Annotated in this window: 21 protein-coding genes and 1 tRNA gene; 6 read left to right on the top strand and 16 right to left on the bottom strand. The window is 60.0% G+C overall.

Annotated features, from left to right (window positions below; translation table 11 throughout):
• Nucleotides 1–104: 104 nt before the first annotated feature.
• Both BF99_RS0109730 and BF99_RS22485 read right to left on the bottom strand, forming a co-directional pair.
• Nucleotides 105–1,004 (bottom strand): NAD(P)-dependent oxidoreductase, encoded by a 900-nt coding sequence (locus tag BF99_RS0109730; RefSeq protein WP_025770710.1) that lies wholly within the window; start codon nucleotides 1,002–1,004, stop codon nucleotides 105–107.
• 287 nt (nucleotides 1,005–1,291) lie between these two features.
• Nucleotides 1,292–1,729 carry a DUF2058 family protein gene (locus tag BF99_RS22485; RefSeq protein ID WP_197019101.1) on the bottom strand — a complete coding sequence of 146 codons (438 nt, stop codon included), beginning with the start codon at nucleotides 1,727–1,729 and terminating at the stop codon, nucleotides 1,292–1,294.
• A gap of 425 nt (nucleotides 1,730–2,154) precedes the next feature.
• On the opposite strand from BF99_RS22485, the gene BF99_RS0109710 reads away from it, so the two are divergent.
• A complete protein-coding gene (locus BF99_RS0109710) occupies nucleotides 2,155–2,616 on the top strand; it encodes a flavodoxin family protein (protein WP_025770706.1) in 462 nt (153 codons plus the stop codon).
• A gap of 364 nt (nucleotides 2,617–2,980) precedes the next feature.
• On the opposite strand, the gene BF99_RS0109700 is transcribed toward BF99_RS0109710, so the two are convergent.
• Nucleotides 2,981–5,578, bottom strand: a complete 2,598-nt coding sequence (locus BF99_RS0109700) for a hypothetical protein (protein WP_025770705.1) — start codon at nucleotides 5,576–5,578, stop codon at nucleotides 2,981–2,983.
• Here BF99_RS0109700 and BF99_RS22910 point away from each other — a divergent pair.
• Nucleotides 5,571–5,765 carry a hypothetical protein gene (locus BF99_RS22910; RefSeq protein WP_156013251.1) on the top strand — a complete coding sequence of 65 codons (195 nt, stop codon included), beginning with the start codon at nucleotides 5,571–5,573 and terminating at the stop codon, nucleotides 5,763–5,765. The genes BF99_RS0109700 and BF99_RS22910 overlap by 8 nt on opposite strands.
• Nucleotides 5,766–6,541: 776 nt before the next feature.
• Here the strand turns inward: BF99_RS22910 and BF99_RS20640 are convergent.
• The 13 genes from BF99_RS20640 to BF99_RS0109605 form a co-directional block, all read right to left on the bottom strand.
• Nucleotides 6,542–8,938: a type II secretion system protein GspD gene (locus BF99_RS20640; protein ID WP_025770702.1), complete on the bottom strand. Its 2,397-nt coding sequence runs from the start codon at nucleotides 8,936–8,938 to the stop codon at nucleotides 6,542–6,544.
• Nucleotides 8,939–9,313: 375 nt separating this feature from the next.
• Nucleotides 9,314–9,955: a hypothetical protein gene (locus BF99_RS0109670; protein WP_156013250.1), complete on the bottom strand. Its 642-nt coding sequence runs from the start codon at nucleotides 9,953–9,955 to the stop codon at nucleotides 9,314–9,316.
• Entirely contained in the window at nucleotides 9,955–10,581 is a 627-nt protein-coding gene (locus tag BF99_RS0109665) for a hypothetical protein (RefSeq protein ID WP_025770700.1), read from the bottom strand. Before BF99_RS0109665 ends, BF99_RS0109670 begins: the two co-directional genes overlap by 1 nt.
• Nucleotides 10,578–11,687: a hypothetical protein gene (locus tag BF99_RS0109660; protein ID WP_025770699.1), complete on the bottom strand. Its 1,110-nt coding sequence runs from the start codon at nucleotides 11,685–11,687 to the stop codon at nucleotides 10,578–10,580. The genes BF99_RS0109665 and BF99_RS0109660 overlap by 4 nt, the downstream gene beginning before the upstream one ends.
• The gene (locus BF99_RS0109655; protein WP_156013249.1) at nucleotides 11,684–12,814 is read right to left on the bottom strand and encodes a general secretion pathway protein GspK; all 1,131 of its coding nucleotides are present in this window, start codon (nucleotides 12,812–12,814) and stop codon (nucleotides 11,684–11,686) included. Before BF99_RS0109655 ends, BF99_RS0109660 begins: the two co-directional genes overlap by 4 nt.
• Nucleotides 12,811–13,482 carry a type II secretion system protein gene (locus tag BF99_RS0109650; protein ID WP_025770697.1) on the bottom strand — a complete coding sequence of 224 codons (672 nt, stop codon included), beginning with the start codon at nucleotides 13,480–13,482 and terminating at the stop codon, nucleotides 12,811–12,813. Before BF99_RS0109650 ends, BF99_RS0109655 begins: the two co-directional genes overlap by 4 nt.
• Before the next feature lie 3 nt (nucleotides 13,483–13,485).
• Nucleotides 13,486–13,971: a PulJ/GspJ family protein gene (locus BF99_RS21965; protein ID WP_025770696.1), complete on the bottom strand. Its 486-nt coding sequence runs from the start codon at nucleotides 13,969–13,971 to the stop codon at nucleotides 13,486–13,488.
• Between the two features lie 46 nt (nucleotides 13,972–14,017).
• Nucleotides 14,018–14,530: a prepilin-type N-terminal cleavage/methylation domain-containing protein gene (locus BF99_RS0109640; RefSeq protein WP_025770695.1), complete on the bottom strand. Its 513-nt coding sequence runs from the start codon at nucleotides 14,528–14,530 to the stop codon at nucleotides 14,018–14,020.
• A gap of 97 nt (nucleotides 14,531–14,627) precedes the next feature.
• Entirely contained in the window at nucleotides 14,628–15,098 is a 471-nt protein-coding gene (gspG, locus tag BF99_RS0109635; protein ID WP_156013248.1) for a type II secretion system major pseudopilin GspG, read from the bottom strand.
• 52 nt (nucleotides 15,099–15,150) lie between these two features.
• Nucleotides 15,151–16,356, bottom strand: a complete 1,206-nt coding sequence (locus BF99_RS0109630; RefSeq protein ID WP_038097943.1) for a type II secretion system F family protein — start codon at nucleotides 16,354–16,356, stop codon at nucleotides 15,151–15,153.
• Between the two features lie 131 nt (nucleotides 16,357–16,487).
• Nucleotides 16,488–18,263, bottom strand: coding sequence for a GspE/PulE family protein (locus tag BF99_RS0109625; RefSeq protein WP_197019098.1), 1,776 nt, complete (start codon nucleotides 18,261–18,263; stop codon nucleotides 16,488–16,490).
• Between the two features lie 434 nt (nucleotides 18,264–18,697).
• Nucleotides 18,698–19,642, bottom strand: coding sequence for a hydroxymethylglutaryl-CoA lyase (locus tag BF99_RS0109615; RefSeq protein WP_038097940.1), 945 nt, complete (start codon nucleotides 19,640–19,642; stop codon nucleotides 18,698–18,700).
• A 328-nt stretch (nucleotides 19,643–19,970) separates the two neighbouring features.
• Nucleotides 19,971–20,750 (bottom strand): enoyl-CoA hydratase/isomerase family protein, encoded by a 780-nt coding sequence (locus tag BF99_RS0109605; protein ID WP_025770689.1) that lies wholly within the window; start codon nucleotides 20,748–20,750, stop codon nucleotides 19,971–19,973.
• A 292-nt stretch (nucleotides 20,751–21,042) separates the two neighbouring features.
• Between BF99_RS0109605 and argE the strand changes: the two genes are divergently transcribed.
• The 4 genes from argE to gmk all read left to right on the top strand — a co-directional run bounded on the left by argE (nucleotide 21,043) and on the right by gmk (nucleotide 24,330).
• Nucleotides 21,043–22,188 carry an acetylornithine deacetylase gene (argE, locus tag BF99_RS0109595; RefSeq protein ID WP_231471357.1) on the top strand — a complete coding sequence of 382 codons (1,146 nt, stop codon included), beginning with the start codon at nucleotides 21,043–21,045 and terminating at the stop codon, nucleotides 22,186–22,188.
• A 180-nt stretch (nucleotides 22,189–22,368) separates the two neighbouring features.
• Nucleotides 22,369–22,444: transfer RNA gene (locus tag BF99_RS0109590), tRNA-Phe, on the top strand.
• Nucleotides 22,445–22,762: 318 nt separating this feature from the next.
• Nucleotides 22,763–23,665 (top strand): YicC/YloC family endoribonuclease, encoded by a 903-nt coding sequence (locus BF99_RS0109580; protein WP_025770685.1) that lies wholly within the window; start codon nucleotides 22,763–22,765, stop codon nucleotides 23,663–23,665.
• Entirely contained in the window at nucleotides 23,662–24,330 is a 669-nt protein-coding gene (gene gmk / locus BF99_RS0109575) for a guanylate kinase (RefSeq protein WP_025770684.1), read from the top strand. Before BF99_RS0109580 ends, gmk begins: the two co-directional genes overlap by 4 nt.
• Nucleotides 24,331–24,422 lie beyond the last annotated feature (92 nt).

Below are 24,422 nucleotides of genomic sequence, written 5' to 3'. Positions count from 1 at the left end.
ATGGACGATGGGGCTTCGAACGAGATCGATCTCACCGGCAACACCGGATGGATCATGGGATATCCCGCCGCCGCGGGATCGAAGACGACAAACAGGTCCTGGATCTAAGGACGAGTCAACAAGCGCATCAGGCTCGAGGTATCGAGTCTCCCGCCGCCTCGCATCTGGAGCTTGGCATAGAACTCGTTGACCAATGCCGTCAGCGGCAAAGGCGCCCCGACCCGATGCCCCTGAGTCAGGCAAATATCCAGATCTTTTCGCATCCAATCCACCGCAAAACCGAATTCGAATTCATCCCTTGCCATCGTCGGGCCGCGATTTTCCATCTGCCATGACTGGGCGGCACCCTTGGAGATCACATCGAGCACCCGATCGGCATCGAGCCCCGAGCGAAGGGCGAGATTCAACCCCTCGGCAAGACCTTGCACCGCGCCGGCGATGCAGATTTGATTGACCATCTTGGTCAGCTGCCCGCAGCCCACCGGTCCCATCAAGGTCACCGCCCGGGCATAGGCGTCGATCGTCGACTTCGAACGCTCGAAGGGTTCGATATCACCGCCGACCATGACCGTGAGCACTCCGTTTTGCGCTCCCGCCTCGCCGCCGGAAACCGGGGCGTCGAGGAAGGCGATATCGCGCCGCTGCGCCGCCTCGGCCACCTCCTTGGCCACCTCGGCGGAGGCCGTGGTGTGGTCGATGAAAATCGACCCCGCTCCCATGCCCGCAAATGCCCCTTCCTTTCCGGTCGTCACCTCGCGCACATCGTCATCGTTCCCCACGCAAGCGAATACGATCTCCCGGCCCGCAGCCGCCGCCGCCGGGGTATCCGCTTTTTTCCCTGCGAATTCCGCCACCCATCGATCGGCCTTGGAGGCGGTGCGATTGAAAACGACGACATCGTGTCCCGCCTTCGCAAGATGCCCCGCCATCCAATAACCCATGACTCCGAGGCCGATAAAAGCCGTCTTGACCGATGTCTTCGTATCCGCTGTGCTTGCACTCATCTCTTCTCTCCTTGAAAGGGGCGATCGACGAAGGGTGATCCTTATCCGAATTGTCCTATCTTTTCGCTTTCGAAGGATCGCTTTTTTTTAGGGAATTTCGAGGGTTTGCCGTCTTTTACGATGATTCGATATCGTCGTATCCGACCCTCGAAGGTGGCATCGAGCGGCATCGACAGGCTCGAAACGAAGGCGGGATTTCTCGCCCCGCCCTCACTATCGCACTCGCACTCGGGGCATCGCCCACCGCATCGCATAAGACGCCTTCGGAAGTCAAAAAAGACGGGGCTTCACCAAATCAGGTCTTCGGGCACCTTGAAGGACTCGTAGCCATCATCGCTCGCAGGCGCATCTTCGCTCCCGTCGACGATGAAAACCGAAACCTCCGGTCGCAAGGAAAGGATGCGCTCACCCGCCGCTCGGGGCACCAAGTGGTTCAAACGCCGAAAACCGACCACGACGAGTTCCCCTCGAAGCAATCGCTCCCGCTGCTCTTGGCTCAGGTGGATACGCTTGATGCGCTCGTGGCGGATAAAATGAAAGGGTATCGTCTCCGCCTTGGCATCGATCTTCTCCGCCTGCTCATCGAGTATCCGACGGATCTCCGCATTGTGGCGCTGCCGGACCTCATCCTCCCCTTCGCCGGCGGGCAAGTCGGAGGGCGCATCCGGCCTTGGGGTCTTAGGTCCCGCCGGGATATGAGACGGGCTCGGCTTCGATGGTAGCAAGGAGCGAGATGATCGCTTCTTTTGCAAGCCACTTTGATAGGTGCGGCCGGACGATCTGCCCCCATCCCCTTTCGACCCCTCGGGGCGCGATTTTCGAGTACGAGGGGCGGGGGCGAATCCCGCTTTCATCAATGCATCGCGTAATGATCCCGACACTTCGAAAAACCCCTTTTTCGCTATCGACCGTGCTGCGCAGTTCAAAAAAATCATTCACTTTTCTTGCGATGGAAAGGGCAAGAAAAACGAATGCCGACATCGACGAGTCTTGCGATGAGTCCTCACCGGATTCCTTATCCGCAGCGAAGATCGACCCTTGAACTTGGATCGCATCGATCCGAGCACCGCCTTGCATCGAGGGCTCTCGATGGCGATCTTAGATCCATGAATGACGAGACCATGAACAATCCTTCGCACAGGAATCCTTCGTGAAAAATCTGCTGATCGTCGTTCACTCGCAGTCCGGCAAGACCGCTTCGATGGCCGAGGCGGTGCTGCGGGGCGCGACTCGATCCGGGGATGGGGAAGTCAAAGCGAAACTGCTCTTCGCCGCCCAAGCCGGCCCTTCGGATCTGATCCGAAGCGATGCGGTGATTTTCGCGACCCCGGAAAACTTCGGCTATCTATCCGGAGCGATGAAGGATCTTCTGGATCGTATCTTCTACCCCTGTCAAGGCCGCTTGGAGGGAATGCCTTATGCCGTGGTGATAGGGGCGGGCAATGACGGCCGCGGCGCCCTAAAAGCCCTGCGGCGTATCGTACGCGGTCTCGCCTTGCACGAAGTCCAAGAGGCGATCATCTGCCGAGGGGCGTTGGAAGCGGAGATGATCGAACGCTGCGAGGAACTCGGTGAGACGATGAGCGCAGGCCTTGCAATGGGAGTATTTTGAAAAAGGCGGCCCTTTAGGAGAACCGACTCCCCTTCCCTTGCGCCCCCTTCCATCCCCTCATCCATCGAAATCGTCCTGACCGATCCACTCTTGCCGATCCACTCTTGGAATCTCCATCCAAGACAAAACAAAGCCGATTTTATCTTCGACACGATTTCATCTTCGAAAAGAGAAGCGGGATTCTTGAAATCCGATCCGAAACCCCATCGCCATCGCTCTTTCCTATCGAGGATCGAATCCGGGGAATGAAAAGAAAAAACCCCGGCTCCTTTCGAAGCCGGGGTTTGAAAGTCTTCAAAATCATCCCGAGCGATAGGTAATTTTGCGCAATATGCAAGATTTCCGATGCCCGGGAAAGACTTTATCAGCTGCCGGGGGTGCCACCCATGCTGACATTGGTGTTGTTGGTGAGGATTCCGCCCGAGCGCACCAAGACTTGGGTGGAAACCGAGCCCCCGCGAGTCATCACCTCGCAGGATAGACGGCCATTGGACGGGCCTCCCCAATGACGAGAGGCATCGAAGCCCTCGCCCGAAAGGATTTCCGCGATCTCCTCGGCGGTCAAAACCTCGGTGGCATTGTGATTGACCCGACCGGAGAGCTCGCCGAACCAAGTCGCACCGGTCTGGTTGGAGCACCGAAGGGAAACATCGCAGCCGGATGAGTTTTCGCAGCGAATCCGAATGAAGGCATCGTCGGCAGAGGAGGGCGGAGGAATGGCATAAGCGATCGCCTTCGACTGCACCGAGCTCAACTCGAACGCCGTGGTGTTGGGATTGGAGGTCTTATCCTCGAACGAGGCGTTGCTGAAATCAACCGAGGCGGTCATGTTGTAGAGCTCGCCATGCTCCAACGGGGTGGCACCGGTCGAATCGATCGCACCGCTCGGGACATAGAGCAAAGACTTGACCAGCGTCTTCTTGCCATCCACCCCGTTCTTGTCTATCACATCCTGCAGCCTTCCTTGATAGGAAGCCTGTTGGACGGGCTTTAGATCGCTGCTGTGGCTGGTACCTTCGTACTCGGCCGCTATCAAAGCACCGTGGCTGGGGGTCGGGGCGACCCGAAGATGGTAGAAGTCATTGGGAGAGACGGAGTTGGTGGCAAATATCTCGCCCGATGCATTGAAGATCGGAACATACACCTTAGCGTCCGGCGGAAAAGACGTATGGCTCCTTTCCCGGACATCGACCATCGTCGCATAGACGATGCTGATTTCGGCCTTACCGAGATCGAATACATTGGCGCTCTTACGGGAGCGAAGTTGGGGGATCGAATCCGGAGTCAGGGTGACCGAAACATTCGGGGTGCCGCTTTCCGGTCCCGCAGCTCTGGTGCGATCATTGACATTGATCTTGGCCCTTTGGTCGTAGCCCTTGACCTCTGCCGTCACCGCTTCGACGGCCTTGGCATAGATGCATTCCCGAGCACCGTCGATGCGTTGCGAAAGGCACTTGGAAACACCGTTGGGGCCATCCGGGAAGAAGTTGTTGCCGGATTTCGATACCGAAGAGGCAGTGGCGCTGATGAAGACCATCTCGCCATTGCCCAGATTGGTACCCATCAAAGCGGGTATCTCGAATCGGATGTAATCACCGATTTTGATGGAATTGCTGCTGCCGGTCGTGATTCGGAAGACGACTTGATTATCACCGACATTGCCGCCTTGTCTGCGCTGCACCGTGATATTGGCAATTTCAGTATCTGCGTTGTTGCCCGCACTAATTCCGTTCATCACTTTGACATGCGAGGGAGCCATCACATCACCGAAGGCCGCTCCATGCAAATTCAAGGTGATCTGACCCGAGTTCTCGGTATCGACCGGCTTGCGGAACTGCAAGATGAAAAAGCCGGTGGCGTCTTTCGGAGTCTCCGATACGGTGTCGGTGGCCAGTTCTATCGAGCCGTACTTGCCGCGCATCAACACCAAGTTGGCCGAATCGGTACCGAACATCTCCCTGGCGTAGACGGCAACACCGCCCTCCACCTGCTGCTGCAAAGAGGGAATACCGGATGCGACATCGTCCGAATGCAGTTGCTCGACGATGAAGACGATGATGGTTCGCTCGATCGACGCACCGTTGGCATCCGTTGCCATATATTTGGTCAGGCAATGGTGACCGCTGCAGCCGGCCGTCGGGGTAGTCGGTATCGTGATATTGGCCGCAACCCTCAGGACATTACGACCCGTTACGTGGCTCAAATGAGTGACATTCGTGATACTCGAGCCGGAACCGAAGGAATAGGCTACATCCCCGATACCATCGGTGCCCCCGGGCACCCCGCTAAGGGCGTATTCCATATCGGTTGTGAGCTGCGGCACTCCGATGGTATAGCGGCTTTCATCGCTTCCCCAGTTCAGCTCCTCGATGCCGATGGTGAACTGCACGTTCCACTTATCACTCTGGATGGCGCTGTCATTGCTGGGATCGCGCTTCCCCGAGAGGACTGTCAGAATATCCCCGGCCCTGAAGCTATGGGTGTCTCCCAAGTTGATCACGATCCGATTGACGTTGGCATCGAGTCTATTGTCATAAACTGTCGCACCGGTACTCGTGATATTGGTACCGGCCGGCGCCGTCATGCTCGCATTCTGGATGGCGTTGAGTCCACCATTATTTGTGCCTGTAAGGTTACTACCACCGCTCCAAAAAAGGATATTCTCGAGGCCGTTGTGCTTCTGGGTGAAAATATACGTCTCGTCGTGATCGGCGGCGTTGGGAGCCCGACCCGTACCGAGACTCGGTTTGAAGGTGAGGATGATTTTATCCTTACCATCACTTGTGTCTTCATATAGGGTGGCGTAGAAATCCGCTTCTTGTGCCTGAACCGGCTGAAGGGCAATCAGCACCGCACCCGCCATGGCAGTGATGAGCGCCAGAACGCGCCCTGTAGCCGACCCGTTTCCGAAAGGCCGGAGAATGGCCATCGGTTCGGCAAAAAACGATTTCAGGATGAACATTGTTGCGCTCCTCGAAAGCTCATGCAGGAATGAAGCCTGCCTGATGGGGTTCCCTTCTTTGATGCATGACATCCGCTTCGAACGTCCACTTCGTTTATCAATCCAAGTTCGAAAATCGCCCGAACCACTCGACCCGAACTTCGCCAAGGATCCCGACTGCATCTTTGGCATGTGCACCTCGGCATGAACCGAACTCGTCGAAGCCGGAAATTCTTTTACTGCCGCTTCGCTGGATTATACGATCCGATTTTCGAATTCGCCCGCCTCGTTCCACATCTTGCGGACCTTCGACCGATAGCCCTTCGATCGATCATCTTCCCGATGATCCCCTCACGAGGATCGCAGGTCACGATACCGCCATCCGAAAAGGCTTGGGCGAGTTCGAAAATCGGGATATCTTCAACGACCCGGATCGGCAGTCCCGAGGTAGCGGCCATTTCATGGAAGACGAACGAGGCGTTTGCCCCGCATCATCACACTCACGCCACTCCCCTAGCCTACCGGCCGGGGTCGATGCATCCCGATTCGGCTGCGAACTATACCACACATCGAACGGCATCGAACTGATTGGATCTTACCAAAACACCGAAAGCCTTGAGGTTTTTTCGCACGCCTTGGCCTTGCTCGCCATCGCTGCATCCATCCGAGGATGGACGCTGTACGCCTTTCGGATCCACCGTCTTGCTTTTTCGGCTCGATGGCTCTTGGCCCCGGGGGAGATCCTCCCACCGGATCGGGTCCGCTATCGGCGCCGATTCTATGCGGATTCGGATCGGCTCGGTTCGAAATCGTTCGCCGAGACGATCCCTCGCTTTTTTTTTCGAGATCGCTCGAAAAGCCCTCGCACGAGGACCACAACCACCGACGCCTCGACGATGATCCACACCCGATCCAAGCCGGCCCGAAAGGGACAAGGCTTCGAACGATCCGAGCCGATGATCGATCGACGATCGACGAAGCATCCTACCTTGCGCCTAGCCTTGCAACCGGACCTTGCAAATTCCCCTCTTCCGGGGTATCAGGAGCGGGCGGCGGCGGGGCTTGCAATGCGGATTGCGCAAGGCTCTCGACGCCGACATCGGAGACGGCACCGGGAGCGGGACGCACTTGCAACTCGCTTCGTTGCGCATCCGAGCCGGACTCGGAGATATCCTCGGGGGTCTCGACGATGAAAGGCTCGGGAGCGGAAGGAGTCGTGGCGGGATCGGGCTCGGCGGAAGCACCGAAGCCGGTGGAGGCATCATCGACTCCGATGCTCATCCCCGAGCGAAGATTCATCTGATCGCGCAAGGTGGCCGTGAGTCGACGACCGTCCTCGTTGCTGTTGACCACATAAGGGATCACCATGATGATCAGCTCGGTGCGATCTTTTTGAAAATTATCCGCCCGGAACAACGAGCCGATCAGGGGAATATCGCTCAGTCCCCCGGGCAAATCGTTGCGACCGTCGCTTTGGGTATTCGAGATCAACCCCCCCATCAGCAGCGAGCCGCCATCGCGCAGAACCAAAGAGGTGCTCACTTGGCGGTTGAGGATGGTGGGAGAACCCTCCAAACTGGTGCTGGCGGCCGGACGCGCCTCGCTCAGGCTCTGGTTGATATCGAGCTCCACGAGACCGTTGGCCTGCACGGTGGGAGTGACGGAGAGATCCACACCGGTCTTGCGATAGGTAACTTGCTGCACGATATCGCTGGTTCCGCTGGTCTGGGTCGTCGTCTGCTCGGCGGAGCGCTGGGTGATCAGCGGGATCTCGTTACCGACATTGATGGAAGCGGTTTTGCCGCTGCGCACCAACAGGCGCGGATTCGAGTGAATCACCACCCGATTGCTCTCCCGGAAAAAACTCAGCGCCGCCCTCGTTTGTCCTGCGCTGTCCAAGGCGAAAGAGAGTCCGCGAGTGCTGACGCCGAGGGCTCCCAAAGTGCGCCCCGTCAGGCTGCGCTCGCCAATATCGTTTTTGATCAGGAACTCGAAACCGCTGCCCTCGGAATCGGAGAGAGTGATCTCGGCCAAGAGCACTTCGATCAACACCGCAGGCTCAGGCTTGTCCAACCTCCTGGCGATATCGAGAATGGCCGCCCACTCGACACCGGTGCCCCGGAAAAAGAGGGTGTTGGTATTGGCGTCCACGACCAAGGTCCCCGGCGTGCGATCCTCGCCGTCGGCCATCTGGGGGCGCATCTGACCGATGGTGGCGGTGATGCTCTCGGCCTTGACATTGCGCACGAGGTAGGAATAGACATCCTGCTCGACCGACTTGCTGCGATCCTCGTCGAGCACCCGCGCCCACTCGAGGATATGGTCGAGCCCATCCTGATCCGCAGCGAAGACGATCAGCTTGTTGGTGCCATCGATGGGCAGCAGCACCGAACTGCCGCCGATGCGACCGATGCTGGGCTGATAACCCTCGGCGAGGAGAACGGTCTCCAACGCTCGGGCAAGCGATTGGGGGTCGAGGTAGCGGGGCTCGATGATGATCCCGTAGCGCCCGTGCAGCAAAGGCTGATCGAGAACGTCCATCATATCGATGGCCTGGGCGATCAACTCCGCGCTGCCGCTCAACAGCAAGGCGTTGCGGTCGCCGTCCTGGGCTATCTGGAGGGGCTGCCCCTCGAAGGCTTGCCTTAGCCAACCGATCACTTGGGGGCTGCGCATCACCCGCAAGGGAACCAACTGAAAGATGGTGCGATGGCTCGGCGGCACATCCAGCATGGCTCGGCCGCTGATCAAGAGCGGGATCTCGCGGGTGGCGCTTTCCTGGCTCAAAGAGAACGTGATCAAGCCTTCCGTTTCGCGCAATTCGATCCCGTATTCCCGCAGCACCTGACGGGCGGCGGAGAACAAGCGGGAGGGCGGCAAGGGCTCGGTCAAACGCAAGGTCACCAAGTCCGATCGCTGCCTCAATTCCGGGGAGATGACGAAAGACATCCCCAGTTCCTGCCCGAAGACCTCGTTGATGAAGGTGACCAAGGGCACTTCGTTGAAACTGACCAGGACCGGATCGCCCGTCAGATCCTGCCCCATCCGATCCGCGATCCCCTCGGCCATCGTGCGCTGAATATCCACCCCCGGGGGTCGGCTGGTTCGCAGACCCGCACCTTGACCCTGCTGTGCCTCCCGGCTCGTCGTCAGCGGGGTGGAAATGGGAACTTCCTCCGATGCCGGGGATGGCCAAACCGGCGGTCGGGGTTCCCGAAGCGGCTCGGGCAAGGGGGGAATCTGGATATTCTGACAAGCGCTTGCCAGCACCGACAGACACAACACGCAAGATAGGCGAAAGAAACGCTTGGAGCGATCTTCGAGACCTGCGAGGATTCGGGTGCCGAACAGCGCATCGCTCATGGGTGAGATTTTTTTCATCTAAGATAACTCGCTCGATTGTTCCTTCGATGACCGTCTTCGCACGAGGTGCGAACGGTCGGGATTTTAAGGGGATCCGTCGGCCTTGGCCGGGGGGCTGACGGGATCATCCGAAGGCGATGGTCTCGGACTTCGGGCAAATGTCGGCGGCCCAAGCCCGGTTGCCCAAGATCGAGCCTCGATGATCGATGGTCCTTTCGCCCCGAAGCGGCCAAGGCGAGGGATTCATCGGGAATCCTCGGATCGAAAGAGATCCATCTGCGCTCGCCTTCTCATCTCGTTTCGATGTATTTCGATTCGATTCAATTCGATTCGATGCAACTCAATGCGATGCGTTTCGATGCCGCGATTCGAAATGCCCCGATGGGACAAGGCTCACTGCGCCGGGGCATCCGGTGCCGTCGAGGACGACGATGGATCCCCCGAGGTCGATCTCGGAAAGAGTTCCAAAATCTCGTCCTGCTCATTTTGCGGATTTCTCAAGGTCAAGGAATTGCCCGATACGCTGGTCAAAATGCGCCCGTCGGGCAATGCCTGGCCCAATCCGTAGCGCGAGATATCCCCCGAGGCTCCCTTCAAGAGCATCGCGCTGTTGTTGCCGGTAACGATCAACCCGATAAATCCTATCTTTTGCAGCTCGGGGTTGGTGGTGGCCTCGAACGCGGGCTCGGGAGAGGGAGGAGGGGCTTCGGGGGCGGGGATCACCGGGATCTGCTCGCTGACCACGGCCGGAAGCCTACCCCACAGCTCGGTGGAGAGAAATCCATCGAGATCCTCTGCGGGGGCGACGCTCGGCGCTTCGCCTTCCAAGAATGTATTGACCCTCACATCCGGCTCGGAAACCGGTACCGGGATCGGCAAATACAGCGCCGCCGCCAGCACCGCGATCATCGATAGGGTCAGCAGCGTAATCGTACGCCACCGCCCGCGACGTGCGGATCTGACACCGGGCGCCGACGACGCACCGGAGGACAAACCCTCCGATGCGGAAGAAGGAATGGCGGGGGATGCACTCATCACGAGGGCGAAGCGCTCGCCGGGGCCGTAGCGGCATCCGTGGATGCGGTATCCCCGGCCTCGGAAACGATGGTATAGGCGGAGACGATCATTCGGATCCTCATGGTGCGGGCATTGATGGTCAGGCGATCCACCACGATCTGACCCGGGTGGATGGCCAAGGCATGGAGCATGCGCACCTCGCTCCCGGGACGATATTTCGCATCGAGACGCGTTTGTATGCGATAGAGCCCCGGCAAGTCCGTCACCGGCTGACTGACCCCGGAGCGGATATGGGGCGTATGCATCCCCGCCTCTCGGGAGATCTCGAGCAAGGCGGTCTGCAACTGGGCCTGGGCGAGCCCTTCGGTCTCGTTAAGCCAAAAGGTTTCCCTCAGTCGCTCGTTGACGGATTGCTCCTGCGACAGGCGCATGGGCCAATCCTTGTGCTCCAACAAGGCCGAGGCGCGCGCCCCTCGATCGGCCACGGAAAGATATTCGTTTTCGACCGCGGCCAAACGATCGGATTGCACCAACAGCGATTGGAGGGCGATGATCGCCAAGATGAACCACACCCCGATGCGCAGTCGGCGACGGCTGACCAACTCGCCGTGGATATGCCGTACGGTCTTGCCGAAAAGACTCATCCCTCCACCTCCAACGTGACTTCAAGGCGATCCGCCTCTCTTGCGGGCTCCACCTTGACGCGGGCGAATTCGGGCACGCTCTCCAAGGCCCGCACATAAGCGATGGGATCCGGGGTCGATGATTTTTCCTCGATGACGAAGCGCAGCGTCTTTTGTTGGTAGTCCCAATTATGCAGTTGCGCCGATTCCGCAGGCAGGGCATCGTCGACGAGTTTCATCAAATAGGCTTGGGAGGGCTGCCGATCCAGCGCCGCCAGCGATTCGTTGCGCCGACGCAGCTTCACGAAATCGTCTCGAGAGGCCAGTATCGGATCGAGCTCGTCTTGCACCCGAGCGTATTCGCCGGCGGCGACCTCGGTGAGCTGGCGGTATTTCCACACCCGCGCCTCTTGCCAAACGAGGGCGGCGGCCACCGCGAAAACGCAAGCCGCCACCAAACTCCACTCGTTATCCTCCAACCACTCGCGTGCGGAACGAGGGGCGATCCAAGGATCGGGGTGATGGGTGGCGGGAAGAGGATTTGTCAGCGCCGCCGGAAGACCGGCGGCGAGCTGCGATTCATCGCTCCCCGCTTGGCGCAGGGAATGATGGAAGCGCGTGATATCCGATTTTCCGGGTTGTTCGGAAAACCATCTCGAATCGAGCAGGACTCCGTCTTTCCAGATCTGGATTTCCCAACCGTCATGACAACGCTGCAACGCCGCTCCGGTTGTCTTGCGCGGCAGAAAAACGGTCTCCGGCAACACCGCTACGGCGCCGTCGAGCTCCGGAAGGTCGGGATCGACCTCGGCGTTGTCGGGCGAGCGATCCAAGGCCTCCTCGTCCCAGCACCAGACCATCGCCTTGCTGCCGGACCAAACGCAGTGATAGCCGGTGCGCTCGAAGGGGCTCCAAATCGGCACCTGAAACGCCAAGGCGCTGCGCCGGCGATCGCGCGGGATCTGCGCGAAATCCTCGCACCGAAAAATACACAGGCCCCGCCCCACGACCCGGTAGGAGTTCGCAGGGCGTACCGGAAAAAGATGCACCCCTTTGCGGGTGCGGATGGTGGCGGGCGCGCTGAAAAAACGTCTTCGAATCGCGCCCAAACTCTGCCTGATCGTCATTGTTCGGGATCTTCCGGAGGATCGTCTTCGTTCGCATCCTCTTCGTCCGGCGAGGCTTCTTGAAAGAGCGAGGTGGGGACAAGCCGGGGCGTTTCGTATGCCTCATCGGGCACCAAAGGCTGCGGATATCGATAAACCGTATTCCAAGGGACCTTATCGCCCAAAGGCCGAAGTCGGATGCCGAAAAAGCGCTGCGTGCGATCCCCCTTCGACCATATCGCGATGCGCAAATAGCGCTGGGGAAACCTCAGATACTCCATTTTGTCGATATCCGGGGTCTCGCCGGTGAGGCTCGCTATCTGCTGGGGATCGTTGATCGACTGCCAACTGCGCGCTTCCTCCAAGGCTTGGAGCGATTCCTCGTCGACATTCAGCCAAGCGGCGATCACATCGAGCCGCATGGTATTGAAATTGTATCCCATCAACTGATGCATGGAGAGCATCGGCAACAAGCGCTGCCATTGATCGGGGGTGAGCACATCGCTCCCTAGAACCTGCTGCAACTCGAGCGGGCTCGTCATCATCCAATTCGCCGGAACCGGCATCTTTTCCAATCGATACTCGTAATCCTCGGCCCCGCCCATGCGCATCTCCCGATCATGATCGACATAATCCTCGATCTTCGGGACCAAGCGCGAAATCTCGGATTCGGACAAACCGATCGAGGCCAATACCCGCGGGAACAGGCGCGTGCCCGGGGTGCTGATCGAGACCAAGCCGCTTTCGTCTTGCACCGAGAAAAGGGTCTCGCCGATGCCTTGGTAGGTCTGCCCCGCAAGTTGCAAGACCCCGTCGATCCCATCCCCCGACAGCGGCAGGGAGGCGCCGTCCACGCTCTCGCCGTAAAAGCGTTGCACGGGCTCGATCAGCAATCCGCGATGACCCATCCGTCCGGTTACGAGCATGTAGATCAAGGTGTTCTCGGTATCGAGCAGATCGATCTCCTTTTGGATCGCCTCTCGGGCTTTGATCGCCCGCTCGATATCCTCGGTGACGGCGTTGTCGACATAGGCGGCGAGCAGCGCCAAGCCCGCCATGATCCAAAGCGTGGCGACGAGGATGAAACCCTTGGCGCACCGCAAAGGGCGGCGAGCGGCAAGGCTTGGGCTGACGATACGATGGCTCACGGCACTTCCCTTTTATCCGACATCGGCTCCGGATGATGGGCCAGGCGGGCCAGCCAGACGGTATGCCCGGATTGGGAGACGAGGCGCACCATGCGCGGAATGCGCACTCTGGAGAAGGCTTCGGCCCGCCACAGGGTATGCCATTGATCCGGCTCGTCGGCGTATTGAAAGGAAAGGGCTCCGCCCTCGTCCCCGACATCGATGACCCAATCGATCCGGCCATCGTCGCCCTCGACGGCTCCCGGACGATATTCGCTATAGGCGAGGTAGGGCGGGCTGCCATCGTTGCGGATCTCCCAACGGGCGATCGCCGGGGTGCCCGGAGGGGAGGCGAGGGGTTGCAAGGTCAGGCCTTGGAATTCCGTCGTTCCCCCGGAAAAGCCTCGTTTTTCCGCATCCATCGAGGGCACCATGGATTGCACCGTCGACATGAACCAATGCTGCCCCAAACCGATGGTGGCGGCATCTCGATGCACCCGCCGAATCACGCTGTAGCCGTTGAGATAATTCCCGAAGGCTTGAACGAGGATGGTCCCGACCAGCGATACCATGATCAAGACCACCAGCATCTCGAGCAGGGTCAATCCGGCAACCCTCTTGAAAGCCAAGGCCTGCGATCTTGGGCGGGGCGATGCGCTGCGAGCGCGAAAAGGGAATTCGATGCTCATCGATCAGTTATCCAGCGAACGGACTTTTTCGAAGCCGACGAGGCGCAAACGGTAGCGACCGACTTCTCTCTCCCTCGAATCCTCGTTTTTGATCAAATCGATATCCACGGCATAAAGACCCACCTCGTAGAGCCCCTTCCCCCCTTGCGTTCCTTGGCTTTGGCGCACCGGCTCCAAGAGCGTCGAATTCCATCTGACGAGATAATCGCCGCCGACATCCGCCTGCCCTTGGGGCCGTCGCCTCGGGTTGATGGCCCCAAGGTATTCGAAGGCGCGGTGGACGGCAGCCTCTTGGTGCGCCGCATCCTTGGCGCGATTCAATCCGAGCAGGCTGCTATCGAGCAAGGCGTAGAGGCTCATGCCGACCCCGGCGAAAACGGCCAGCGCCACCACCGCCTCGAGCAGGGAAAATCCGCGCTGGGATCGGCGGGATCGACGATGCGAGCCGAGATCACCCATCGCCGCCGGCGAGCCGCTCGATCGGCGCATCTCGAAGCCGTCCGGGAGGCGGCGAGGAGAACACGGCTTGTGCGACCTAACCGCTTCCCGAATCCGAATTCTCGGGATCATCTTCTTGCTTCAACTCGCAATAAGGAGGGTGAAGGGTCAACTGCAACACCTGTTCGGCTTGGTGCAACAAGGTCATCTCCGATCCGAGGCACACCCCGTTGGCACGAATCAGCAAGGGAGGATCGAGCCTGATTTCCCATTGTTCGGGGACCTCGAGGGGGTAGCGAACGAAGCGATCGCCGGGGATCTCGCCGAGGTGGATATCGTCCGAGTTCGCCGAGAACCCCTCGCTCGTCTCCTCGTCGGGAAAGGCCGATGACTCCCCGCTCGATGTCTGCGTCGAACTCATCACGACCCAAGCGCTTCGTTCGAGCACGGCCCGCCGCCCGAGCCCGTTGATCTGATCGATGATTCGATCCCGCTCGGTCGTGCGATCGACACCGCCGATGAGATTTTGCAGATTGGGGATGGCCACGGCGCTCAGCAACCCGAGCAGCACCAAGGCCACGATCAACTCGATCAGGGTGAAGCCGCGCACGGGAAAAAGCGATCCGATCCCCTCTTGGCACCGAAGCGAATCGTCTCGAAAGAGAAGGTCGGAGGGAGAGGGCGATGGACCTTGCCGACGACGATGCCTAGTTCTGTGGCAGATATCCGATATCGGCATCGATACCTTCTCCGCCGACGGTCTTGTCCGCGCCGAGAGAGTAAAGCGCGAAACCCTGATTGTTCTTGGCCGGGCTTTCGTAGCGATAGGGGCTTTGCCAAGGATCGAGCGGCAAATCGTCTTCGAGGTAAGGGCCGTTCCACAATGTCGAGGCTTGTTGCGGAGGGGTGTTCAGCGCCGACAAGCCCTCGGATGTGGTGGGATAGCTGCCGACTTCCAAGCGATAGGCATGCAAGGCGCTGCGCATCATCTTGATTTGGGCCTCGGCGGTCTTGACTTTGGAAGTATCGACATTGCCGAAGAGTTGCGGCCCGACCAATCCGCCGAGAAGACCCAAAATCACGAGGACCACCATCAGCTCGATGAGCGTGAATCCGGCGATCTTGCGGCGCACCGAAGACGGACGATTTCGCGAAGCGATCATGGATATCATGGACATGCTGCCATTCGAAGATGGTCGGCAACGGCGAAGATGAGCCGGGATCCGAGAATTAAATGGGGATTTCATTGACGCTGGTGATAGCGAGAACCACACCGATCATCACGGTTCCCAAGACCACACCGATGACCACGACCGCCAAGGGTTCGATCAAGGAAAGCGTTCGCTTCATCCGGCGGGTGCTGTTTTGCTGGTAAAGCGTGGCCAAGGCTCGTAGCATCTGGGGCATCTTGCCCGCCTGCTCTCCGGCTCGCAAAAGATTATAGCCGGTGGCGGTCAGGGCATCCCGCTTTTCCAAGGCCTGCGAGAGCGACGCCCCGCCGCGCACGTCCATGGTGACCTGATCGAGACGGGCCTTGCGCTTGGAAACCCGCACCCCCTGCGAGGCGAGCCCCAAGGCGTCCATCAGCTCGACCCGGGTGCTGAGCATCGCGCTCATCACCGCGGCCCAGCGGGCGGTATCCGACTCCGAGAACCACTCCCCCAGCACCGGCAGGACCGATAGCGTATCCATCGCCCACTGACGCACCGCCGCTTGCCGGGAGAGGAGGGTGATGATCGCAACGAGGGCGAACAGAGCTCCGGCCAACTCCAAGCGATTGGAACCGAACCAGACCCCGGATCGCAATACGATCTCCGCCAGCAGGGGCAGGTTCTGATTGTCTTCGAGCAGATCGGCGAACTGCGGCACCACGAAGACGAAGACCATCAGCACCGCCGCCACCCCGGCGACGATCAGGATCGCCGGATAGGTCAGCGCCCCTCGAATATCGGAGGCGATCTGCTGATCGTATTCCATCTGCCCGACCGCCTGACGCAGGGATTGCGGCAATTGTCCGCTCAACTCCCCGGCCTCGACCAGCTGAAAGACATATTCGGGCAAGGGGATGGCACTGCCCCGCAAGGCATCGAGCAAACTGCCGCCGCGCAGAAGTTCCCTCGATACGGACTCGAAACCGGCGTCCAGGATCGGATGACGCGAACCGCGACCCAAAGCCCGCACCGCATCGGCAAGCGCCACTCCGGATTCGAGCAAGGTGGCCAGTTCGTTGAAGGCGACCACCGTCTCCTGCCCCTGCAACTTGCGCTTGAACAATCCCTGTCCGGCGGCGGCCGCGCTTTGCCGCTCGCTCAGCTCGATGACCGTGCGGCCCTCGGCGCCCAAAGCCCGCACCGCCGCCGCCTCGGATTCGGATTCCAGCCGTCCGCGAAAAACCTGTCCGCTGCGATCGACCGCTTGATAGTCGTATTCGGGCATCTTGCCTGCCGTTTTTTCGATGGGAGTTCGATGAAAAAAAATCGATCGAGGATGAAAAAAGCGCCGTCGTTCCGCCGCCGTTCCACCTTCGTTCCAAAGATCCCTCGAAAGGGATCCTTGGAAAGGCTCTATCACTCGGAGGAGGTCAAGGTCAGGCGCGCCACCTCTTCCAAAGTGGTATGTCCTTGCGAGGCCTTGATCAAGCCATCCTCGGCCAGGGTGCGATATCCCCGATCGGAAGCGAAACGCTTGAGATCGTTGAGACTGGCTCCGCCGACGATCAGATCTTGCAGTTCGTCGCTCATCGGCACCATCTCGTAGATACCGACCCGTCCCCGATAACCGGTGCCTTGGCACAGGCTGCAACCGTTGGCGCGCACCCAACGATCCCCGACCATCTGCGGGGCGATGCGCTCGAGACGCTCGCGCACATCGAGGGGCGGCGGCTCTGCGGGGACGACGCATTTCGAGCAAGTGCGCCGCAACAAGCGCTGCGCTTGCACCCCGCGCATCGGGGAGGCGACGAGGAAGGGCTCGATGCCCATGTCGATCAAGCGCGTATAGCTGGAAATGGCATCGTTGGTGTGGACGGTGGATAGAACCACATGACCCGTCAGCGCGGCCCGGATCGCGATCTCCGCCGTCTCCAGATCGCGGATCTCGCCGATCATGATCACATCCGGGTCCTGGCGCAAGATGGCGCGCAGGGCGCGGGCGAAGGTGTAGCCGATCTCGGCGTGGGTTTGGATCTGAGTGATATTCGGCAACTGGAATTCCACCGGATCCTCGACCGTGATGATCTTCTTGACCCCGTCATTCAGATCTTGCAAGGCGGCGGCGAGGGTGGTGGATTTCCCCGAGCCGGTGGGACCGGTGACCAGCACGATGCCATTGCTGACCCTGAGCCAGCCACGGAACATCTCGAGATGATCCGATTGGATGCCGAGCCCCGGCAGGTCGAACTCGCCCCGCTCCTTGGCCAGCAGACGCAGCACCACGGACTCGCCGAAGGCGCAAGGGACGGTGGAAACCCGGATATCCATCTCCCGGCCCGAGATGCGCGCGGTGATGCGCCCGTCCTGCGGCAGTCGGCGCTCGGCGATATCGATACCCGATATCAACTTGATGCGGGAAGCCACCGCCGGGAAGCGTTCCATCGGCTGGGCGAGTCGGGTATGCAAAACGCCGTCGATCCGCATCCGCACCGTGAAATTCTCTTCGGCGGGCTCGACATGGATATCGGAGGCGTTGAGATCCACCGCCTGGGAGAGGAGGTTGTTGACCAGCTCGATCACCGGGGCCTCTTCCGCCATCTCCCGCAACTGACGCACATCGTCGCTGGCGAACAGGCGCTCGATGGCGCGCTCCTTGCGCACGAAATCCACCAAGCGATCGATCTGGTGATTGGCGGCAAGACATAGATTGATCGTGTGTCCGGCATAGAAATATTCGATGGTCTCCAGCAGGCTGGGGTCGACGATATCGCGGGCGATGCAATGCAGTTTCTCCCCCTCGCTCCACATCAGCACGCCGTGGTCCAAGAACCAATCCATGCGTATCGGGGAATCGGACATGAACTGATACATCGAGAGACTATCGGGAAAGTCACCGCCGTCGACGAGATAGGTGGCGCCGAGCTGATCCGAAAGAGTGCGCAGCAGCAGATCCTCGGAAAGGGCGCCGGTTCGCACCAGCAACGCTCCGATGCGCCCTCCGCCGGCTTCTTGTATCTGCAACGCGGTCTCCACATCCGCCATCCGGACATGGCCGCGGGCGACCAAGAGCTCGCCCAAGCGCATCATCGAGGCGTCGGGAGCGATATCTCGATCGACGGGAATGGCCGAGGCTTGTCCCATCGAAAGGGACGATGGATTCTCGGGATGGGAGATTTCGGAAAACCGCTCCATTTCATTGACCGCCTTCGACCCTTTGGTCGATTGTCTTAGACACTTGTTATGAAACTTTGCGAATTGCAGGGGATTTCGCGAACGTTCAAGATCACGATGCGATGACCGACAAGGATCGGACAAGGATCGGACAAGGATCGGACAAGGATCGATCATGCACGAAGATCCTCGAAGATCGCCGGCGTCACCGTGCATCCACCGTCAATCCACCGTCAATCGCCATGTTTTTTCGGTGCTTCTTTTATCGATTACGCCCGGGGCATCGCCGATTGCCGTCAGGTCTTATCGTCATCGATCTGCCCAAGCCGCCCGATCCGCGCTCGGATCCCGGCCGAGATCGTCGAAAAAACCTTAAGGGTCGGGATCATACGCCATGATCGCTTTTTCATCGCCATCCCTACCCTGTTCTTACGCACTTCCCCTATCAACTTTTATCAACCGACCGCGGCGCGCACCGAATCCATCGGATGCAAATCGAGCCGCGGGCCCGCCTTCATCACCTGCCCCGGCAATTCATGCGCGACTTCGCGCTCCACATCGCAGGCGATGGCGCACAGACGACGAAGGTCGATGCCGGTGCGAACGCCGCATTCCTCGAGCAGGTAGACCAGATCCTCGGTGCAGATATTGCCGGTGGCCTTGGGTGCGAAAGGACAGCCACCGATCCCCCCGAAGGATCCCTCGTAGCGATCGACGCCCAGCGCAAGCCCGGCCATGACATTGGCAAGGCCGATCCCGCGGGTATTGTGAAAATGCAGCCCCAAAGTCAATGCCGGAGCGCTCTTGCGCACCTGCCGCACGACGGCTTCGACGAGAGGAGGGGTCGCCATGCCCGTGGTATCGCCGAGGCTGATCCCGGCAAATCCCAGCGCTTGAAATCGGCGCGCGATCTCGCCCACCTGCGCCACCTTCACATCCCCTTCGAAGGGGCAACCGAAGGCGGTCGCTATCGCGCCGTGCACCGGAATCATCGCCTCTTGCGCCACCCGCACCACATCCTCGAAGCCCTTCAAGGAATCCTCGATCGCGCAGTTGACGTTCTTTGAGTTGTGGCTTTCGGAGGCGGATACGAAAACCACCATATCGTCCACTTGCGCTTCGGCGGCTCGCAAGGCCCCGCGCTTGTTCGGCACCAGGGCCGCAAGTCGAGTGGCATGGCCTCGAGGCAATGCACGCATCACTTCCTCGGCATCGGCGAGTTGGGGCACGGCCTTGGGAGAGACGAAAGACGTGGCCTCGATGCGAGGCATACCGGCTTGAATCAGCCGCTCGATGAACTCGATCTTGCGGGCGGTGGGAATGAATGTCGCCTCGGCCTGAAAGCCATCCCGGGGACCGACCTCGGTGATCTCGGCGTATGCCGGTCGCTCGTGATCCATCGTCGATTCTCCTTGCTGAAAATCCGCCTTGCAGCGGGGTCGCTCGGGGCAAAATCCGAGCATCGGATGTCGCTTCGAAAAAGAGCGATTCGTACCTAAGGCCGATCCGCCGATCGAAAGCATCCAATATCATCCGATATCATTTTATCGAAGCGGTCGTTATCCGAAGGTCGATCCCGCATCCATCTTTTATCCCATCCTCGGTCGCTCATCCTCGATTGCATACCCCGCCTTCGCATCATCGAACGAAATGGGGTTGATTGCGAGGGTCTTCAAGGGTTCGAGCGATGATTCGAAGACGAGGGAGTTCGGGATCGGGATATAGGGATCAGCGCGAAGGCGAAGAGGAGGTGAAATCCGGGGCGCGCTTTTCGCGAAAGGCCGCCACCCCCTCTCGATGCTCGAGGGTCAGCGCCCGCTCCAGCTGATTTCGCGCCTCGATGCGAAGGGCCTTGCGCACCGCTTGAGGATCGTCGCCCATGGACTTGATGGCGGCGATGGCACCGGGAGCGGAAGCGGCAAGGGATTGCGCCTGCATCAAAGCCGCGCTCATCAGATCGCCCTCCTCCACGCATCGATCCACGAGCCCCAAGCGATGGGCCTCGAAGGCATCGAGGCGCTCTTGGGTCAATGCCAGACGGCGAGCGGCCGCGGCCCCGACCCGCCGAGGCAGGGTATGGCTGAGCCCCCAATCCGGAACCAACCCCACTTTGAGGAAGGAAAGGGTGAACTTCGCGCTGGTATCGGCCACCACCACATCGGCAAGACAAGCAAGCCCCACCCCGGCCCCCGCCGCATGACCTCTCACCGCGGCGATCAGCGGTTTGGGGAAGAGGATCACGGCCTCGGCGGCGCGGGCCATCGCCGCATAACGCTCCTCCAAGGCGGCGCGATCTTGTCCCCCCATCGTCTTCACATCCCCGCCGGCACAGAAATGATCCCCGGCACCGGTCAATACCACCGCTCGGACGCTGTCTTCGAAAGCCATCGACCGACAGCATCTCGCCAAGTCATCTCGAATTTGCGCCGAGAGCGCATTGCGCGCCTCGGGTCGATCGATGGTCAGGAGCGTCACGCCCTGTTCGAGATCCTGTCTTCGCAACGTCATGGGGATCTAACCTCCGTCGGATCGCACCGGATGATTCTGCGATCGCATGATAGGATTTTGTCGGCGCTTCTCGTGCGGGCTTGGAATCCGTCACTGCCGTCGATGCCTTGGCGATTGCAACCGGTCATCGCAAGCCATCGGCGCTAAGGATCGTCCGATAAAAAGCGGTGTCCGATAAGATCGTTCGAAGCCTTGTCGTCGACCGCTCGTCGAAGGATCATCGATGATCGAACGACGATAGCGCCAATCATCCCATCGATCCCCCGACATCGACCAAGGAAGCCCCATGCAGATGACATCTCGCGAACTGATCGAGAAGCTGGTCGGCTTTCCGACGGTCTCTTGCGATTCCAACCTCGATCTGATCCATTTCGTGAGGGATTATCTGGCCTCCCACGGCATCGAATCGCAATTGATCCCCAACGAAGAGGGCACCAAAGCCAATCTTTTGGCCACGATCGGGCCGCAAACGAGCGGCGGGATCGTGCTTTCCGGGCATACGGATGTGGTGCCGGTGAACGATCAGCCTTGGGAGAGCGACCCTTTCACCGTCGTCGAGCGATCGGGACGGCTTTTCGGGCGGGGCACCGCGGATATGAAGAGTTTTTATGCCATCGCCCTGGCAATGGTGCCCAGGATGCTCGAGCGATCGATACGGCGCCCCATCCACTTCGCCCTTTCCTACGACGAGGAGGTCGGTTGCTTGGGAGCCCCGGCGATCATTCGCAAGATCCTCGCCGACATCCCGACCCCGTCCGCGGTGATCGTCGGCGAACCGACCATGATGAGAGTCACGAGCGCCCACAAGGGCATCGTGACCATGGAAACGACGGTCACCGGTCGAGAAGCCCATTCCAGCCAAACGCATCGCGGGGTGAGCGCGGTGATGACCGCCGCCAGGCTGATCGCGAAAATCGACGAGATGGCCCGTACCGCCGCCCGAGAGATATCGGATATCCCCTTCGACCCCCCCTACACCACCGTCCATGTCGGAAAGATCGAGGGAGGAACGGCGCCCAATATCATCAGCCGACACTGCCGCTTTCTATGGGATATCCGCCCCATCCCCGGGGACGATCCCTCGCGCTACCGAGCGGATCTCGATCGGTGGGTGGAAGAGGAGATCCTGCCCGGAATGCGGGCCATCGCCCCCGATACCGGGGTCTCGACCCGAGCGCTGTGCTCCGTCCCCGCGCTCGCCCCCGAGCCGCAAGGCGAAGCCGAGCGTCTGGTTCGTTCGCTGACCGGAGACAATGCGGTACATGCTGCGGCCTATGCGGCCGAGGCCGGCCAATTTCAGGAGGCGGGATTTTCGACCGTGATCTGCGGTCCGGGATCGATCGACCAGGCCCATCAGGCCAACGAATTCATCGATCTCGCCCAAGTCGAGGAATGCGAACGCTTCATCGGGCGGCTGATCGACCATCTGGCCGATTGAGCCTCGATCCCTCGGCTTTTTTCATCGACCGGATCTCGATCCGACGATCCCTCGATCCTTGGCGCACATCTTGGCGCATCGGCAGGCAAAGCGATTTCCGCTTGCCTGTTTCGTCGGCGAATGTAGAATATCCACCTTGTGCGAAGGTTCGTACGAAAGACGCAGATGGATTTCGAAGAAGGCCAGGTAGCTCAGTTGGTAGAGCAGCGGACTGAAAATCCGCGTGTCGGTGGTTCGATTCCGCCCCTGGCCACCACCGCCCTTCCCGACGGTTCCGATGATCTTGCGCATCGATGCGTTGCGAAAAAAGGACGCGCGAGAAAAAAACGAAGCGCATGCCCTCGGCCGACCCTCCCTTGGCCACCTTAGTCCGGCAACGCTTCGAGGGCTCGCCCTTCCCCCCAATGCCTTATCGTCGATCCTCGCCGGATCCGATCCGGCCATCGAATCCCGACGATACACATCGACGAGCCCGCCATCGCCTTGCGATCCCCCGAAAAATCGACGATCCAAAACCTGCGATCGATGCGTCATCGAACATCGCGGATCCCCGAACCGACGGAGTCCATAAAGCATGCTCCATAGCATGACTGCCTATTCGCGCACCGAAGCGCAGATCACCGTGGAGGATTCGCATCCCGAGGCTCTTCGATGCCAGTGGGAGATCCGCTCCGTCAACCACCGCTATCTGGATGTCCATATCCGCCTGCCGGATGAATTCCGCAGCCTCGAAAATCAGGCCAAGGAATTGATCCGCACCCGTCTTTCGCGCGGAAAGGTCGATTGCACCTTGAGCGCATCGGGAAGGGTGCCCGGCGCCGGCAGTTTGGTTTTGGACCAAGCGCTGGCGACGGAGATCGCCAAGGCCGCGCACCAAGTATCGTCCCTGATCCCCTCTCCCGCCGGGACCGCCGGGATCAACCCCTTGGATATCATGCGCTGGCCCGGCGTGGTGCGCTCGCCGGCCCCGAACGGCGAGCCCTTCGAACCCGCCTTGCTCAAGCTCTTGGAAAGCGGCGTGGACCAGCTCGTCGAGATGCGCGCCCGAGAAGGAGAACGTATCCGACGGATGCTGATCGAACGCCTCGATCAGCTGGCCGAAGAAGTGCAAGCGATCCGCGCCCAGATGCCCGCCATCCTCGATTCCTTGGCCGAGCGTTTGAGAAACCGCATCAACCGGCAAGAGGGGGCGGAGGCCGTCGGCGAAGGAAGGCTCGAACAAGAACTGGTCTTGATCGCTCAACGCATGGATGTGGCCGAAGAGCTGGATCGGCTCGATGCCCATGTCGAGGAGATCAAAGACAGCCTCGATCAAAGCGCCGCGGTGGGCCGACGGCTCGATTTCCTGATGCAAGAACTCAACCGGGAGGCGAATACCTTGGGCGCGAAATCGGCGGCCCTGACCACCTCGCGCGGCTCGGTCAATCTCAAAGTGTTGATCGAGCAGATGCGCGAGCAGATTCAAAATATCGAATGACCGCATCCACCGTGAAAGACTCCCTCGATCGAGATCCGCAACCGCAGGCGATCATCTTGACCGCACCCTCGGGCGCGGGAAAAACGAGACTGGCCCATGCCCTGACGAGGGATCGAGCGGCCGCTTTCAGCGTCTCCCACACCACCCGCGCTCCGCGAGGCGGCGAGGTGCAAGGTCGGGACTATCATTTCGTCGATGACGAACGATTTCAGGCGATGGTCGACGCCGGGGAATTCCTCGAGCATGCCCGGGTTTTCGATTGTCGCTACGGCACATCGAGGGGGGCGGTGCGAGAGATACTCGATGCCGGGCAAGATGCGATCCTCGATATCGATTGGCAAGGGGCGCAGCAGGTGCGAAAGGCGCTTCCGGATGCGATCGGGGTCTTCATCCTGCCCCCGTCGATCGCCGAGTTAAGAAGGCGGTTGATGCAGCGCGGGCAGGATCTGCCGACCATCGAACGCCGCATGCGAGAGGTATCCTCGACCATCGAGCATTGCTCGGAATTCGACCACGTGGTGATCAACGACGATTTCGATGGGGCAAGAGCGGCCCTGTCGGCGATCTTGGACGAAAGCCATGAGGGTCGCTACGCCTCGGGGCGACGAGAAGCGGTGGCTTTGGCCGCGGCATTGATCGAAGATGCAATGCGCAGTGTCATCTAACCCCCCTTTTTTCGCTTGACGCTTCTCGCTTTTTCCCGAAGATCGAAGGGCGAGATTCGATGGGCGGGCCTCGAAAAGCGATCATCGAAAAA

The organism is Thioalkalivibrio sp. HK1 (assembly GCA_000583135.1).
GTDB lineage: Bacteria > Pseudomonadota > Gammaproteobacteria > HK1 > HK1 > HK1.
The sequence above is the reverse complement of the archived record's forward strand: the minus strand, read 5'-3'. Positions and strand labels throughout refer to the sequence as shown.